The following is a 14,720-nucleotide window of genomic DNA, read 5'->3' as shown; positions in this document are numbered from 1 at the left end:
TGTTCTCCTTTACCTGCTGCGGCAGCCGGAATGTGCCATTCCGGCTGCCGCAGCAGGTGCTCCATTGGGATTACGCCTTGCGCATGACCCACCATTGCTGGGCAATGGAGAGAACGTTGTTCACCAGCCAGTACAGCACCAATCCTGATGGAAAGCTGAGAAACAGGAATGTGAAAATGATCGGCAAAAAGAGCATGATCTTGGCCTGCATGGGATCACCGGGGGCGGGTGTGAGCTTCTGTTGCAGAAACATGGTCGCCCCCATCACAATGGGCGTAATGTAATAGGGATCCCTTGCGGAAAGATCGGCCAGCCAGATGATGTCGGTGAAGGGCACATGGGAAATAAATGGGGCATGACGCAGTTCAATGGCGCCCATCAACGCCTGGTACAAGGCGATGAATACCGGAATCTGCACGGCGATGGGCAGGCAGCCGCCCAGCGGGTTCACCTTGTAGGTCTTGTACAGCTGCATCATCTCTTCGTTCATCTTCTGGCGGTCGTCCTTGTGCTTCTCCCGCAGCTTGAGCATCATGGGCTGCAATTTCTTCATTTGCTGCATGGATTTATAGCTTTTTTGGGACAAGGGCCAGAAGATCAGCTTGATGACCACTGTCAGCAGGATGATTGCCAAGCCGTAGTTGTGGACGTAGCCGTAAAAGAAGTTGAGCACCTGGATCAGCGGGCTGGCAATAAGATCGAACCAGCCATAGTGGAGGGCCTCGATCAGATGGCCCGGCGCAACGGAGAGTGCTCCGCGTTCCCGCGGTCCCAGATAGTACGCGGTCCGGAATTGCATTTCCAAGTGCGAATCCAGAACGAAATTCCGGGATTCCATGACCGCCCTGTGCACGCCGTCCTCAAGACGAGCCTTGAAAACCGGATCATTGAATGCAGGCACAATGGCAGTGAGAAAGTAGTTGCTTTGGATGGCGCCCCAGCGAATGCCCCCTTCGGCCTGAATGCCGGGCAGGAGACGCTTTTCACTTCTCTCCTTTTCCAGGCCGCCGGCATCGTAAAACATGATCTGGGTCGGCGTGTAGCGGTCCCGGATTGCGCTCAAGGCTTCGCTGGCCATGGAGAATCCGAGAGTGGCGCTGATCTGGTTTGGGGAATGGTTGCGGACCTGAACCTGCTCTTCGATAAGATAGGTGTCCCCTGTGAACTGAAATGTCCGGATCAATTCCAGGAGTCCGAAGCGTCCGATGAAGGTCAGGGTTCCGGTCTCGCCATGCTGCAACTGCAGATTGTCGCCTTCAAAGGTCCATTCCCCCTGCATCCATGTCGGCTGGCTGTTCCAAAGCAGTCCCAGGGGGCGCTTGCGGGGTTCCGGCGAACCTACCAACTCAACGAAGGGTGCATTGGGGTCGATGGTCTGACGGTACTGGAGCAGCTCAAATCGCTCCAGAACGCCGCCTTCCGAATTGAAGACCGCCTGGAAATAGGGGTTGCGGACAGTGATCCGAGTACCCCGGACCAAAGGTTCGGCCGTGAACCCTGGGTCCAGAGGGGTCTCAGCCTGAAAACCCGGTGCAATGGCGGGGGGAGGAGGCGCCAGGGATGGATCTATGGGCGTGATTTCCGGAGCCGGGCTGGGTTGAGGCTCGACCTGCGGAGTGTCCGTCCTCGGAGCAGGCTGGGGTGGGGGGGCAAATAGCCAACTCCATATAACAAGAAATACCAGGGAAACTGTGATCGCCAGGAAGGCTCTTTTATGGTCCATAATCAGGATCTTGGGTGGTTAAGGGTTGCGATGGATGGCGGATTGTCGCTGGATTGAGAGCTGGAATCTGCGGGCCAGTGCTCCGGAACCGGATCAAGGCCGCCAGAGCAAAGAGGCTGGCATCGCAGAAGTCGCCATGTTGTCAAGAGGATTCCCTTGACAAAGCCATGCTGTTCAAGGGCTTGTCGTGCATATTCCGAGCAGGAGGGAATGAACCGGCAGCTGGGTGGAAAAAGGGGGGAAATGAAAAACTGGTATCCCCGGATGAACAGGATCAGCAAACGGCGCATTATCAGGAATCCGGCTTGCAGCTGGGGCGGTCGTCCCGACGAGCGGCCTTCGCAGGTACATGGGCTTTCGCGTCGCGGCAGATTCGATGCATGATGATGCGCAGATCCTTCTGAACGTCGGTCAGTTGCAGTTTCATCGGATCAATGCCGCGTTTGGCGACAATGGCAATATCGGCATTGGCAGGAAAAATGCTCCGTTCAAGCCGAAAAGATTCGCGAATCAGACGCTTGATACGGTTGCGTTGCACGGCGTTGCCGATTTTTCGTCCCGCGGCAATACCGATTCGGGTACCGTCATGTTGCGGCATGTCGGTAACAGGCAGAAAAAAAAGGAGGAAATACCTGGAATGGTACTTCCTGCCTTTTTCATAACATGCTTTGAAATCTTCCCGATCCTTGATCTTGTCACGGGGAGGAAGCTTTAAACGGCCAGGCGCTTGCGGCCCTTGGCCCGACGGCGGCGGATGATGGTCCGACCGTTCTTGGTTTTCATGCGCACCAGAAAGCCGTGGGTGCGGTTGCGACGAGTGTTGCTTGGTTGATACGTCCGTTTCATGGTGTTCTCCTTCGTCCTGCATATCCATCAAAAAAAGTTTTCCCTACGCCGTTTCGGTGGGCGGTGTCGTCTTCCGATACAATGGTAATCGATTCAGAAAGACGTCAATTGCATATTGTCGTCGCCGGCTCGAGGCCGCAGCCCATCAGTTATAGTCAACTGTCGAATTCGTTTCCTTACAAAGAGGATGTGGCGGAGTCAAGGTGTTGCACGGGCATTTTTTGGATTGACCATGGAGCCGATGGCATGCCGCAACTCCTGCTGAGGCCGCAGCCACCAATGGTCCCGCTTCCGTGAACATGAAAAAAGAATGTTCCCATGTCCGGACACGAGACGAATTCAGACCGCGACGGCTCCAGGTCCTGGCTTGTTCGCCGCCATGTCCCCAGAACTCAGAGGCATAACGTTTCGGGATGTAGAGGTGCAACGGCACTTCCGGCAGGGAGGACAGGTAATGAAGGATGTGTCCCCGCAAGGCGTGTGACTTGGCCAGGTATCCCAGCGCGGGGTGCCATGGGCCGCCAAGGATGGAGCTTTCGAGATCCTGTTCCGGGGCAAGTCCGATCCGAGCGACCGGAATCTGGAATTTCCAGAGTTGGAGCAACGCCTGGCTTATGGCCCATATGGTAAAGGACAAGGACCAGGGACGATAGCTTCCAGCGTGAAATATTCGGGCGAGAAGGGTGTCTTGCAACACCAGGCAGGGGTAGATGCGAACTGTCTCCGGACAAAAAGAACAGGTTTGGCGAACATCGTGCAGCCAACTTTGCATGGTCGATTCCGGCAGGCCCGGCATGAGCTGGATCCCGAGCTGCAAACCGCTGTCACGGACAAGTTTGCAGGCTTTTTCGGCTGTTGCCGAATCATAACCCCTGCCCGAAGCCTGGAGAACCCGCTGGTCGAAGCTTTGGATGCCCAATTCGATCATGTTCAGGCCCAGCTCTTGCAGCCATCGCAAATGGTCCGCGAAAATCTGATCAGGCCGGGTGGAGCAGCGGACATGGGAAATCAAGCCCGAGTCCCGGTAGGGATGAACGGCGGTCAGGAATCGCCGTTGCCAGACATCCGGCAAGCCGGTGAATGTCCCTCCGTAAAAGGCAACGCAGAACCCCCGGGAACCGCTTTGTTCAAGGCCCATGAGATCTTTTGCCATCTGAGCATGGATTTCGGGCAAGGTTGGCGAACCGGCACCTGTTTGAAGGTGTTGCGCACAATACAAGCAGCGATGTGGACAGCCGTGGTACGGCAGAAAAACAGGAAGGATCTGCTGTCGATGCCGGAATGGTTCGGGATGGGGAAAGCGAAGCCAGAGCATCAGGTCGCACCAGGAAAAGGTTTTGGCAGTTGAAAAAGTAAACGTTCTCGGATAGATCTTGAACAGTTCATGACGAAATCGCTTCCTGAGCCGGGCATCTTCGTCCGTTGAAGGTATTTGCGGCCATCAAGTTTCATGTCCCGGATCGCCGAGACCTTCCGGTTCAAGATGCGTATTTGCCCCAAAACAAGGAGAACAGTCATGTCTGAATGCATATTCTGCAAATTTGCGCAGGGGGAGATTCCCTGCTCGCAAGTCTATTCCTCCGCAAACACCATGGCCTTCCTGGATATTGCCCCGGTCCATCCAGGCCACCTGCTGGTCATACCCAAGGCGCATCATCCCACGTTGCTGGATCTGCCGACGGGGCTTGGCGAGGAGTTGCTGGAGACGATGCAGAAAGTGTCCGGAGCCCTCTTGCGGGCTGTGAACGCCCAAGGGCTGAACGTGATAATGAACAATCACAAGGCTGCCGGGCAGTTGGTGGAGCATGCCCATTTTCATTTGATTCCACGCTACGAGAACGACGGCTTACGTGCATGGCCGCAGACCGGGTATCCTTCCGTCGAGGAAATGCAGGCCATGGCCGATTTGATCACAAAGGAACTGGCGTGATCTTGTTGAATCTCATTGCTCGGTTGCGCGTTGTCCCTGGTCTCATTTAGCGGCTTCGCAAAAACCAGCAATGTGCGGCCACCGACTCAAGGCAAAGCCCTGCCAAGCATTTTTAGTCAAAGTTTGCGCTGCGGCTCAGCCTCAGAGAATGGGGTAAGACAGGCAGCTTCCAAAATTAGTGACAAGCATGATCTGGATTCCCGCTTTCGCGGAAATGACTTTGTTTTTCATGTCGATTCCGAGTCAGTCGTACTCATGAAGTCACGTATCCAGGTCGCTTGGATGACCGAGCAGTTTCGAATTTAAAACGATTCATCCTTTCGATTCATTTCGATCCAATTTATTGAGATAACGGGAGAGGGACCATGAACAGAACACTCACGAAAGCGGAAATTGTCGACAGCATTTACGACAAAGTTGATCGAAGTCGCGGAGAAGTGAAAATGCACGTTGAATCCCTGTTAACGATCATGAAGTCCGCCATCAAACGCGATCATGCCCTGCTGATCAGCGGCTTCGGCAAGTTTGAAGCATATCCCAAAAAGGCTCGCAAGGGCCGCAACCCCCAGACCAGCGAAACCATTACTTTGGATCCTCGCAAGGTGGTGGTGTTTCGGCTTTCAAAGAAGTTCCGCAACGATATCAATCCGCAATAACAAACACCCCTGGGGAACTGCGAACGAGTTCCTGCTGAACGGACACGGCCTTGTCCAGGTTGTTGAATTCACCGACCTGAACACGCCAGAAATTCTGGCCGTTGATGACAGCCTGAACCATCCTGCTTCCCGGATACCCGTTACGCCGCATATCTTCCACCTGTCGGGCGGCATTTTCTCGTTGGGTGAATGACCCGACCTGCACGAAAAATCTGCCCGGAATTCCTCCCGGCCACCGTCCCAGGGCTTCTACCCGGACTGGGGCCGTGCCGGGACGGATTATGTCCAGTTCCTGAGCCGCCTTGTAGGAAAGGTCGACCACGCGATTGCCGACAAATGGTCCTCGATCATTGACCCGCAGGACCACCGATTTCCCATTGTCCAGGTTCGTGACCCGAATTTTGGTCTGCATCGGCAGAACCCTGTGAGCCGCTGTGAGGTCGTACATGTTGTAGACCTCGCCGCTGGCCGTGCGCTTGGCATGGAACTGCGGACCGTACCACGAGGCTATTCCTTCTTCGACAAAGCCATCAGCCGTGGTCAGGGGGTGATAGGTCTGGCCCAGCACCGTGTATGGTCTCGCCGTTGGCGGGGCAGGGGCAGGGGTTGGGGTTGGCGCAGGAGACGGTTGGGGGCGGCTGACCGAGGGGCGCGGTTCCTCCCGTGCTGGTGAGGGATGACGTTGCGGCTCGGGAGCAGGCTTGGAGGCGCAACCGGCCAGCAGAATCATTGCGCAGAGCATCCACAGCACCACCGCACCGGTTAATGCCTGCTGTTTCCAGGACTGCGGCCGAACCTGACCCCTGACTGGCCTTGGTGCACGCACGGCCGGCCCGGATGGGCCGGCCGACACGTACCTGAAATGGACGTCAAACCGGCGCATCGCCGACTTCCTCTTCCAGTTCGGAACGACGCTTCAGCAGTTCCTCAAAACGGATATCCGCGCCAAGGATGCCCTGAATATCGTCATTGGGGTTGAAGACGGGCATGGAAACCGTCAAGCACAACTTGCCGGTGATGAACGAGCGGTAGAAGTCCGTGATGTTCAGCTTGCCCGTCTGAATGGGCGCGGTGAACCATTCCCGGTCCGAAAGATCCTTGCCGGGGTCATAGGCCTTGTATTTGCTCTTGTCCTCCGGATGGGAAATGCTGCCGGTGATCAAGCGGCCTTTGGTATCCACCAGGTAGAGGTACTGGATGAAGGGATACTTTTCCAGAACTGATTCGATTCGTTCCAGAACCCGCTTCGGATCCATGGAGAGAATTTCTTCATTTTCGGAAAGCTTGGTCATGATTCTGGAAGCCAGGGTATGGGCGGTCTTCTTGAGCTGGTCGAACTCTGAGGAGAAGAGTTGCGGCAGGTGGCGTTTGACCAGATGCCACATTTCCTGATTGGAAAAAGAGGTGGTTCGTCCCCCATCATAGGCCTTGATGACCTGGTTATGGATCTTGCCTACGGCCGGGTGACGCTTGTCCACCTGCTGAGCGCCGCGCAGGCCGAAGCGGTTGTTGATCCAGTAGGCTACCCCGGCCCGGCCGGACTTGTCCGTAATGATGATGGAGACCGGCTTGCCCAGGATCTGAAACGTGTCGAAGATGTTGTAGATTTCCTCGTTCTTGAGCAGGCCGTCCACGTGCACCCCGGCCTTGGTGGCATTGAAGTCCTTGCCCACGAAGGGGTAGTTGTCCGGGATGGCGTAGCCCAGGACGTTTTCGAAATAATCCGCGATTTCGGCAATGGTCTGCGTGGCCGCGGCGTCGTCCTCGCCGGTCAGGGAAATGTACTCGATGGCCAGCGCTTCCACCGGTGCGTTGCCGGTGCGCTCGCCGAAACCAAGGAGAGTGGCGTTGGCTCCGGAGCAGCCGTAGAGCCAGGCCGTGACCGTATTCACCAGGGCCTTGTGAAAATCATTGTGCCCGTGCCATTCCAGCCAGTGACCCGGTACTTCGGCATCGTCCGTGAAGGCCCGGACGATCTTGGCCGTGCAGCGGGGCAGGGACGCGCCGGGATAGGGCACGGCGTAGCCCATGGTGTCGCAGAGCCGAATCTTCACGGGGAGCCCGCTTTCCTTGGACAGGGCCATCAGCCTCTGAGCCAGGGGGATGCAGAAACCGTAGATGTCCGCCCGGGTGATGTCCTCGAAATGGCAGCGGGGAGTGATGCCCCATTCCAGAGCCTTTTCCACGACCCGAAGATAGCTCTCCGCCGTTTTCTCGCGGTCTTTGCCTAGCTTCAGAAAGATGTGGTAATCCGAGACCGAGGTCAGCATGCCGGTTTCCTTGAGCCCCATGTCCTTGACCAGTTTCAGGTCATCCTCTGTGGCGCGGATCCAGCCGGTGACCTCCGGATAGCGGTAGCCTTTGGCCAGACATTTTTCCACGGCCTTGCGGTCCTTTTCCGAATACAGAAAGAATTCGCTCTGGCGGATCAAACCGCTGTGACCGCCAAGCTTGTGCAACAGATCAAAGATATGGCTGATCTGTTCCAGGGTATAGGGAGGCCTAGCCTGCTGGCCGTCGCGAAAGGTGGTGTCGGTTATGTACATCGGATCGGCGGGGCGAGGCATGGAAAAGGAATCGTCGAAACTGATCCGGCAGATGTTCTTGTATGGGTAAATATCCCGAAACAATTCGGGATCGGTGCGGTGATCGATTTCAAAACGACCACGGGAACGGTTGAGATGCATCAAGCTCATGGTATTACTCCTTAAATGGTATCCATAATGAAGTTGGGCGTGGCGTCCAGACATCAGCCCTCAGACGTCGGAGCGGTTGTCCAGGGGCGATACCCCCGTCAGGGCTTGACCTGTTTTTTCTGTAGCGGTCAAAAGGTGATTCGCGGGTGGTCAAAGTTTCGCGGGTGTTCGGGGTGAATATACAGATGGCAGCCGTCCCAGCCGTACAAGAACGCCCGTATCCTGGTCGAATTCCACAGTGTATGTTTGCAGACACTCTTTTGTGGCCGTGATCATGGTGGCCGTGGACTGTCCATAAAAGACGCCGGTTTCTCTGCGACGTTGATCCGTCTCCGCTTCCCATGCTTGCATGTATTGAATGAATCCCGGCCTGTTCCGATAATGAATCTTTCCCTTGGCCATTAAGATTTCCCTGCTGGCTATGCAGGGGATCTCATAGAATCGGATGGAGTTCGGGAAATGCACCTGATCCGGGTTTTGGGTCAAGTAGGCTTCAACGTCAAAGCCGGCCTCGAAGCCGGGAATGAAGTCGTAGGAAGTGTCGGCTTGATCCAGCATTTTCAGAAAATCGGCATGATAAATCTCGTTGCCGTCTCCAGACGCGGCCTCGGGCGTTGTGACGGATGAGAATTGCAAAGCCGGATTCTTGGCGCACCCGATCATCATCGTTGCCACATCGTTTCCATCATCGTGGCCAAAAGCACGCAACAAATCGCGGCGAGGGGCGACAGGCATCCCGGCGAGACGCCAAAGCGGCGGGGAACGTGTCGCGGCCTTGCCGAACAACGTACGATATGGTTTGGGAATTCAGGGCAAAGCAAGACTTTGGAAAACAGGTCATGGGGAGGGAATATCATTTGGCGCTGGCAGGAGCAAGGATCAATCTTTAGGGCCGTAAGGCAATGTCAAATTCAAGACGCAGCTCTTTCCCGCGCGAGTGGACTGTCAATATTACAATCGTTGGTATGAAAAAGGGAGTCACCTCCACAAAGGCGATCCTCCAGTCAGTAACCGCCCTCGGCGGGCGAACGGTCCGGGATGCCGTCGGGACCAGGCTGACAAAATGATCCGGACGTCGATTACATGGGTACGCAAGAGAGCGGCAACAGCGTGAGAAAAGTTCTTTGCGTCGCAATTTCGTTGCGTGTTGACCCGGAGGACCATGTCTTGGACGTTCCCACCTCCGATCTCAAGGGCAAGAGCAAGACCAAGGTTCGCAGGTGGATCAATACGGCCAGAAACGCCGGGATCGTGGTCAGCGAGGGCAGGGTGGAGGGCAATCTAGGGCAGTTCGCCGGGCCAGGTTTGCGCACCGTGCAGAATGCGGATAACGCCTTTTGGAAGCGATAGGCAACGATGAACGGCGTTTTGATGACCAGTTCCCGTGTGCCGTCGACTCGGCCAGGACGGCCGCATTCCGGGAAACGAGCCAGCTTTGCCGTCTGCTCCATGATCCGTTCGTCCACGGCAATGGCGGACCGAGGATCGTCCTGCTCGATATAGTCGAAGATGCTGGTCCGGTCTTCAATAGCGAACCAGGACCACTCGATTTTCACGATAGGGTATCCTCAAGCTTGCGACGCGCCGCCGTCCGGCGTTCTTCAAAACGGGCCTCGACCTGAGCTTGAGGAATTGCAGGCCGCGTGTCCTCAAGGGCCTCCTTGACCTTGGCCCGGAACCATGCGTCATGAGCAGCGGAGTCCATGGTCAGACCGGCGGGCAGGCTTCCCTCCAGCGCCACGCGGGTCAGCAGGATGCGCACGGCATCGGATACGGTGAGGCCCATGCCTTCCAGCACGGCGGCGGCGCGTTCCTTGAGTTCGGCATCAATCCGGGTTTGTACGAGAGCATTGGCAGCCATGAGAACCTCCATGAATGATATGAGCTCAAACGTAATGCGATTGCATGACGAGTCAATGCCCTCGGCCCGAAAACTCTGAACACGACCCTACGCCATTTAGCACATCCAAAAAAACGTGGACGGATGAAGTTGAAAAACCAAGAAGCCTGAATCATGAAAACCCTTGACGACCTCCGCAAACAGGAAGAGCGGATCATTGCCAGGCATCCGTACCTTCTGGACGTGGATTTCTGTCCGGTATCGCAGTCTGGGCTGACCGTGACCGAGTTGACCCAGTTCATGGATGACTCCTGGAAGCACACCTATCATACGCGGCCTTTGAATACGGCGAGTTCCGCAGCCTGGGCCTGATCACCAGGACCGGCGGCAAAATTCGGACCCTGGCCGTAGGGTATCCCATATTCACGGAGTTCAAGCACCGGGGCAGGGTTTTCTTCCTGGACTTCTTCATCTCCACCGGCGAAGGCGACCTGCCCTGCCTGGAGGGATCATCAGGGAACAATTCGACGTGTACACCATCCTCTCCCTGTAACCCGCCCACGGAATACGCAACCTGTTCCTGCCCACCAGAAACGTCCTCTCCCTGAAGGCCGTGGAATTCCGGGAAAGCCTGCGCTCGTGCCTGCCGATGCTGGTGGATCACAAGTGAGGAGCCATGGGAGGCATGTTCCAGCGGTTCGGTAAACTGGAGAAAAATTCCGTCCTCTTTCGATTTTTCTTGAAGGAATATCCTTTTATTGGTATGGAGATCACATGAATATTCAGCAGAGGCCCTTGTTTTGGGTTGGCAACAGCTACAAGGAATTGATGGCCTTGCCGGACGAGATAATGGATATATTTGGCTTTGCCTTGGGACTCGCACAACGTGGAGAAAAACACGATGCAGCAAAACCGCTCAAAGGATTTGGCGGGGCAGGTGTGATTGAGGTTGTTGCCGGCGACGAAGGCGGTACGTACCGTGCGGTTTACACCGTCACTTTTCCCGAGGCTGTGTTTGTGCTGCACTGTTTCCAGAAAAAGAGCAAAAAAGGGATCGCAACTCCCAAAGAAACTTTGGAACTCATACTCTCAAGATTGAAGACCGCTGAAAAAGCCGTCAAGGAGATCAGACGTGGATAAGATGTTTGTTGATGGGGAAGATGTATGGATCGGGTCGGGCAACATTTATGACGACCTTGGCTTGCCGGATGCCGAAGAGCGAAAAATCAGGACGGACCTAGCCATTGAGATAACCCTCGCCATCCGTCGGATGGGGTTGACGCAGCAGCAGGCCGCTGAAAGGATGGGGCTGACGCAACCCAAGGTTTCGGAATTGATGCACGGTAAACTGGGTCAGTTCTCCGAGCGAAAACTAATGGATTGCCTGACCCGCCTGGGCTACGATATCGAGATCACTTTGCGGCCGACAACCGAACCTGTCGGGCGCTTTCACGTTGCCTTTGCATGACGCTCCGGCCATTGTCAGGTTTCACAATCATGTAATGACCCCCGCTGGGGCATATTGCCAGGGGAGTGGTCAGGCGAGTGATCAGATCAATCCAAGCTGTTTTCGTATCAACACGCAGAGGGTGCCCTTGACTTTCTGGTGTCGGAGCACTGGAGCCTTGCGGCCGTTTTTCGGGTTCATGAACAGGTCATGGTACGCCCCATGGCGCAGAAATACGCAACCGACAGCCTTTAATTTCCGGGACGAGACGTTTACGTTTCACAACGCAACAACCAGTTCACGCTGGCCAGACCGCTCTTCAGAGGCCTCATCCTCCATCATGAGCCAGTATGCGTCGTGGATATTCTCCTTCAGTTCATCCAGCGTTTCACCCTGGCTGAAAACGCCGGGTATTTCCTCGATTTTACCTACCACCCAGCCATCATCTTCCCAATAAACAAGGATTGCTTGCATGGGGTACGCTCCTTGTTCACAGCGTTGCGCCACATCCGGCATGTTTTTCTGTCTGCTCAAAAACCGGCTTTCTCCACCGGGCAGGCAGGATGGCTGCCCCACCATCAGATGGGCTGTGGATATGGGCATATTGATCCAGGCGGACACCATTCACCGACGACTGGTTCGGGAACTCGAACAGCTTCAAACAGCAACGGCAACAGCCGTGTCTGACCGATGCGCCCCAGGTAGAGCAATACGGTTGTATCGCAGACAAGGATATCATTATCCTGCATCAATTTTCACCAGCCAGTTCAGCTCCGGTTATCTGTGAGGCAGGAATGCCGTATTCCGCGCTGTGGTCGAGAAACATCACCCGCGGGACTCCGGCCATGCTCGCGGCTGTCCCGGAGGAGAGTTTTCCCAGATGAAAAAGCATCAACGTCGCATAGAGCCGAACATCCCGCCCCATTTCCTCGTGTGTGCGGTTCAGCATCCTGCGAACCTCGTCAGGTACGCGAATGGACAGTGTCTCTTCCATAGGCTTTTCACCTTTGGATAATGATTTTCGGCTTGATTCGGGGGAATTGCCTCGATGCCTCGGCGTTTTGCATTGACAGTATGGTACCGAAGAAAAAGTGAAAGTGGCAAGCAAGCGGTCTTGATGCTTGAAAATTCTGGAGAACTTTGCCGAGAGCAAGAGCGGATCGTTGCCAGGCATCAGTTCTTGACTCCATCTTGTCCCTCTACCTCGCCCACGGAATACGTAACCTCTTCCTGCCCACCAGAAACATCCTGGCCCTGAAGGGCGTGGAGTTCCGGGAAAGCCTGCGCCCTTGTCGGCCGATGATTGTGGATCACGAGTGAGAAACTAGGAGCGACCTCACTGAGTGACTCGGCTTGTATTTTCATGTCCGCCTGACGCCCCTCCACAACTTTTGGGCACAACTTCGGACGTGGTTGAACATTTTCAGGGCATCGCATAGCGTTTGGTAAAACATGGTCGTTGCACGCGAGATGACCACCAGAAATAATCCGCAAGGGAGCCCCGCCATGCTGCACCTGCCCGTGGGCATCAACACCTTTTCCTCCATCCGCACCGGCGGATACGTCTATGTGGACAAGACCGAGCACGTCCATCGCCTGGTGCTCAAGCAAGGCCGCTACTTTCTTTCCCGTCCCCGTCGCTTCGGCAAAAGCCTGTTTTTGGACACGCTCCAGGAGTTGTTCAATGGCAACAAGAAGCTGTTCGAAGGGCTGTACATCCACGATAAATGGGACTGGAGCGCGGTCCATCCGGTGGTCAAGATCGACTTCGGCGAAGGAAGCCTGAGCAATCGGAAGGAACTGGACGACAAGATACGGGAGATTCTTTCCGTCAACCAGCAGCGCCTGGGAATTACCTGCGAGTTCAAAAGCAACTCCGGATGCTTTTCCGAGCTGATCCGTCTGGCCCACGAGCAGACCGGCCGACGGACCGTGGTGCTTATCGACGAGTACGACAAGCCTATCCTGGACAACATCGAGAATCCGGACATCGCTCGGGACATGCGCGAGGGCCTGCGCGACCTGTATTCCGTGATGAAGGCCCGGGACGCCAACATACAGTGCATTTTCATGACCGGGGTCAGCAAGTTCTCCAAAGTCAGTCTGTTCAGCGGCCTGAACAATCTCACGGACATCACTATCAGCCCCCGCTTCGCCACGATCTGCGGCTACACACAGGCAGAACTGGAGGTCGGCTTTGCCGAGCACCTGGAGGGCGTGGACCTGGATCGATTCCGAATGTGGTATAACGGATACCGCTGGATGGGCGAGGCGGTGTACAATCCCTTTGACGTGCTGCTCTTTCTGCAGGAAGGCAAGACCTATCGCAACTACTGGTTCGAAACCGGCAGCCCCAGCTTTCTGGTCAGGCTCTTTCAGCAAAAGCGCTACTTCCTGCCGAACCTGGAAGGCATTGAGGTGGGCGAAGAGATTTTGAGTTCTTTCGACGTGGACCATATCACGCCGGAGACCCTGCTGTTTCAGGCCGGATATCTGACCATCACCGAGAGCTTTACCCGCAGACAGCGGCTTTTGTTCCGACTGGGCGTGCCGAACATGGAGGTGCGTCTGGCCCTCAGCGACGCGCTGATCACCGGATATACGGCCATCGATGCGGACAAGTACGCGGTGCAGGATGCTTTGTATCAGGCACTGATGGCCTTCGATCTCACAGCCCTGCACGGCATCATCCACCGCCTTTTCGCCGCTGTTCCCTATCGCAATTTCACCAAGACCGACCTCCTGGACTGCGAGGGCTGGTACGCCTCGGTGCTCTACGCCTTTTTCGCTTCCCTCAACGCCCGGATCATCCCCGAGGACGTCACCAACAAGGGCCAGGCCGATCTGACCGTGATTCTGGAGAACCGCATCTTCGTCATGGAAATCAAGTTGACCCAGGCTTCGGAAGTCCAAGGCAATCCCGCTCTGGAGCAGGTCCAGGCCAAGGGCTACAGCGAGAAATACCAAGGGCGACACGGAATGACCGTGCATGAGTTGGGCCTGGTCTTCAGTCGGCAGACGCGCAACCTGATTGCCCTGGATGGGCGGGAGGTCGAAGGAGTCGAGAGATCGGCTTGAGATGCCCAATCAACGCAATTCAAGATTGTCAGTCAGTCTGTCATCATGAATGAAATTCAATCATTGCATTTTGGATTCGGCTTTCCATTTCTTGTATGCACGCGATGTGTCATGTTTTTCCATGAAATAGACAAGTGCAGTCAAGAAATTGATGAAATTCTTTGTAACTATTCAGCACATACTCTGTATCACTCGCCAGAGCTGGATTCCGGCTTTCGCCGGAATGACGTATCATACCACGTCCTTTCCAAGTTAAGTCATACCGGCGAAAGCCGGTATCCAGTCCGATTTTTCTCGGATGAGCTGAATAGTTACAATTCTTTTTGCATTTATGCCATTCTTCCTCAGGCAGTTGAAGAGGCTTTTGAATCAAGAAAATCCCCCGTTGTGTGGTCACGTCATCGAACCACCATATGCGGTCGAGTGAACCCTGGCCAATTTTAATCCAACACATCGGCACGAAAGATGATCCGTTTAAAGGCTGGGGACTCAATTTCAGGAAGC

General features: G+C 55.3%; 20 protein-coding genes. 7 read left to right on the top strand and 13 right to left on the bottom strand.

What is annotated here, in order from left to right:
• Positions 1 to 70: 70 nt before the first annotated feature.
• From yidC to ACYQ15_RS08880, 5 genes are all read right to left on the bottom strand, one after another.
• A complete protein-coding gene (gene yidC / locus ACYQ15_RS08900) occupies positions 71 to 1,723 on the bottom strand; it encodes a membrane protein insertase YidC (RefSeq protein WP_459937164.1) in 1,653 nt (550 codons plus the stop codon).
• Positions 1,724 to 1,725: 2 nt separating this feature from the next.
• Positions 1,726 to 2,013 carry a membrane protein insertion efficiency factor YidD gene (gene yidD / locus ACYQ15_RS08895; protein WP_459937163.1) on the bottom strand — a complete coding sequence of 96 codons (288 nt, stop codon included), beginning with the start codon at positions 2,011 to 2,013 and terminating at the stop codon, positions 1,726 to 1,728.
• A 2-nt stretch (positions 2,014 to 2,015) separates the two neighbouring features.
• Positions 2,016 to 2,414 (bottom strand): ribonuclease P protein component, encoded by a 399-nt coding sequence (gene rnpA / locus ACYQ15_RS08890; RefSeq protein WP_459939562.1) that lies wholly within the window; start codon positions 2,412 to 2,414, stop codon positions 2,016 to 2,018.
• A gap of 20 nt (positions 2,415 to 2,434) precedes the next feature.
• The gene (gene rpmH, locus ACYQ15_RS08885; protein ID WP_459937162.1) at positions 2,435 to 2,569 is read right to left on the bottom strand and encodes a 50S ribosomal protein L34; all 135 of its coding nucleotides are present in this window, start codon (positions 2,567 to 2,569) and stop codon (positions 2,435 to 2,437) included.
• Positions 2,570 to 2,714: 145 nt separating this feature from the next.
• On the bottom strand, positions 2,715 to 3,884 hold the full coding sequence (locus tag ACYQ15_RS08880; protein WP_459937161.1) for an elongator complex protein 3: 1,170 nt from the start codon (positions 3,882 to 3,884) through the stop codon (positions 2,715 to 2,717).
• Between the two features lie 168 nt (positions 3,885 to 4,052).
• Here ACYQ15_RS08880 and ACYQ15_RS08875 point away from each other — a divergent pair, with 168 nt between their 5' ends.
• Together ACYQ15_RS08875 and ACYQ15_RS08870 are read left to right on the top strand one after the other, a co-directional pair.
• Entirely contained in the window at positions 4,053 to 4,499 is a 447-nt protein-coding gene (locus ACYQ15_RS08875; protein ID WP_459939561.1) for an HIT family protein, read from the top strand.
• A gap of 365 nt (positions 4,500 to 4,864) precedes the next feature.
• Positions 4,865 to 5,155: an integration host factor subunit alpha gene (locus ACYQ15_RS08870; RefSeq protein WP_459937160.1), complete on the top strand. Its 291-nt coding sequence runs from the start codon at positions 4,865 to 4,867 to the stop codon at positions 5,153 to 5,155.
• Here ACYQ15_RS08870 and ACYQ15_RS08865 read toward each other — a convergent pair.
• The 5 genes from ACYQ15_RS08865 to ACYQ15_RS08845 form a co-directional block, all read right to left on the bottom strand.
• The gene (locus ACYQ15_RS08865) at positions 5,142 to 6,038 is read right to left on the bottom strand and encodes a septal ring lytic transglycosylase RlpA family protein (protein ID WP_459937159.1); all 897 of its coding nucleotides are present in this window, start codon (positions 6,036 to 6,038) and stop codon (positions 5,142 to 5,144) included. The genes ACYQ15_RS08870 and ACYQ15_RS08865 overlap by 14 nt on opposite strands.
• Positions 6,025 to 7,851 (bottom strand): triose-phosphate isomerase, encoded by a 1,827-nt coding sequence (locus ACYQ15_RS08860; RefSeq protein WP_459937158.1) that lies wholly within the window; start codon positions 7,849 to 7,851, stop codon positions 6,025 to 6,027. The genes ACYQ15_RS08865 and ACYQ15_RS08860 overlap by 14 nt, the downstream gene beginning before the upstream one ends.
• 150 nt (positions 7,852 to 8,001) lie before the next feature.
• The gene (locus ACYQ15_RS08855; protein WP_459937157.1) at positions 8,002 to 8,526 is read right to left on the bottom strand and encodes a hypothetical protein; all 525 of its coding nucleotides are present in this window, start codon (positions 8,524 to 8,526) and stop codon (positions 8,002 to 8,004) included.
• Between the two features lie 404 nt (positions 8,527 to 8,930).
• Positions 8,931 to 9,407, bottom strand: coding sequence for a type II toxin-antitoxin system RelE/ParE family toxin (locus tag ACYQ15_RS08850; RefSeq protein ID WP_459937156.1), 477 nt, complete (start codon positions 9,405 to 9,407; stop codon positions 8,931 to 8,933).
• Complete coding sequence (locus tag ACYQ15_RS08845) at positions 9,404 to 9,712, bottom strand: type II toxin-antitoxin system RelB/DinJ family antitoxin (RefSeq protein WP_459937155.1); 309 nt, start codon at positions 9,710 to 9,712, stop codon at positions 9,404 to 9,406. The genes ACYQ15_RS08850 and ACYQ15_RS08845 overlap by 4 nt, the downstream gene beginning before the upstream one ends.
• Before the next feature lie 153 nt (positions 9,713 to 9,865).
• Between ACYQ15_RS08845 and ACYQ15_RS08840 the strand changes: the two genes are divergently transcribed.
• From ACYQ15_RS08840 to ACYQ15_RS08830, 3 genes are all read left to right on the top strand, one after another.
• On the top strand, positions 9,866 to 10,063 hold the full coding sequence (locus ACYQ15_RS08840) for a hypothetical protein (RefSeq protein WP_459937154.1): 198 nt from the start codon (positions 9,866 to 9,868) through the stop codon (positions 10,061 to 10,063).
• Positions 10,064 to 10,465: 402 nt separating this feature from the next.
• Positions 10,466 to 10,831: a type II toxin-antitoxin system RelE/ParE family toxin gene (locus ACYQ15_RS08835; protein ID WP_459937153.1), complete on the top strand. Its 366-nt coding sequence runs from the start codon at positions 10,466 to 10,468 to the stop codon at positions 10,829 to 10,831.
• A gap of 1 nt (position 10,832) precedes the next feature.
• Entirely contained in the window at positions 10,833 to 11,159 is a 327-nt protein-coding gene (locus ACYQ15_RS08830) for a helix-turn-helix domain-containing protein (RefSeq protein WP_459939560.1), read from the top strand.
• A 258-nt stretch (positions 11,160 to 11,417) separates the two neighbouring features.
• Here ACYQ15_RS08830 and ACYQ15_RS08825 read toward each other — a convergent pair whose 3' ends face one another.
• From ACYQ15_RS08825 to ACYQ15_RS08820, 3 genes are read right to left on the bottom strand one after another with little or no spacing between them, the layout of a single operon-like run.
• Positions 11,418 to 11,741: a type II toxin-antitoxin system HicB family antitoxin gene (locus ACYQ15_RS08825; RefSeq protein WP_459937152.1), complete on the bottom strand. Its 324-nt coding sequence runs from the start codon at positions 11,739 to 11,741 to the stop codon at positions 11,418 to 11,420.
• Positions 11,717 to 11,887, bottom strand: a complete 171-nt coding sequence (locus ACYQ15_RS22065; protein ID WP_487247220.1) for a PIN domain-containing protein — start codon at positions 11,885 to 11,887, stop codon at positions 11,717 to 11,719. The genes ACYQ15_RS08825 and ACYQ15_RS22065 overlap by 25 nt, the downstream gene beginning before the upstream one ends.
• Entirely contained in the window at positions 11,887 to 12,132 is a 246-nt protein-coding gene (locus ACYQ15_RS08820) for a UPF0175 family protein (RefSeq protein WP_459937151.1), read from the bottom strand. Before ACYQ15_RS08820 ends, ACYQ15_RS22065 begins: the two co-directional genes overlap by 1 nt.
• Positions 12,133 to 12,329: 197 nt before the next feature.
• Between ACYQ15_RS08820 and ACYQ15_RS08815 the strand changes: the two genes are divergently transcribed.
• Positions 12,330 to 12,458 carry a hypothetical protein gene (locus ACYQ15_RS08815; RefSeq protein ID WP_459937150.1) on the top strand — a complete coding sequence of 43 codons (129 nt, stop codon included), beginning with the start codon at positions 12,330 to 12,332 and terminating at the stop codon, positions 12,456 to 12,458.
• A gap of 186 nt (positions 12,459 to 12,644) precedes the next feature.
• Entirely contained in the window at positions 12,645 to 14,216 is a 1,572-nt protein-coding gene (locus ACYQ15_RS08810) for an ATP-binding protein (RefSeq protein WP_459937149.1), read from the top strand.
• The last annotated feature ends 504 nt before the right edge of the window (positions 14,217 to 14,720 follow it).

The organism is Desulfonatronum parangueonense, assembly GCF_054656975.1.
The sequence above is the reverse complement of the archived record's forward strand: the minus strand, read 5'-3'. Positions and strand labels throughout refer to the sequence as shown.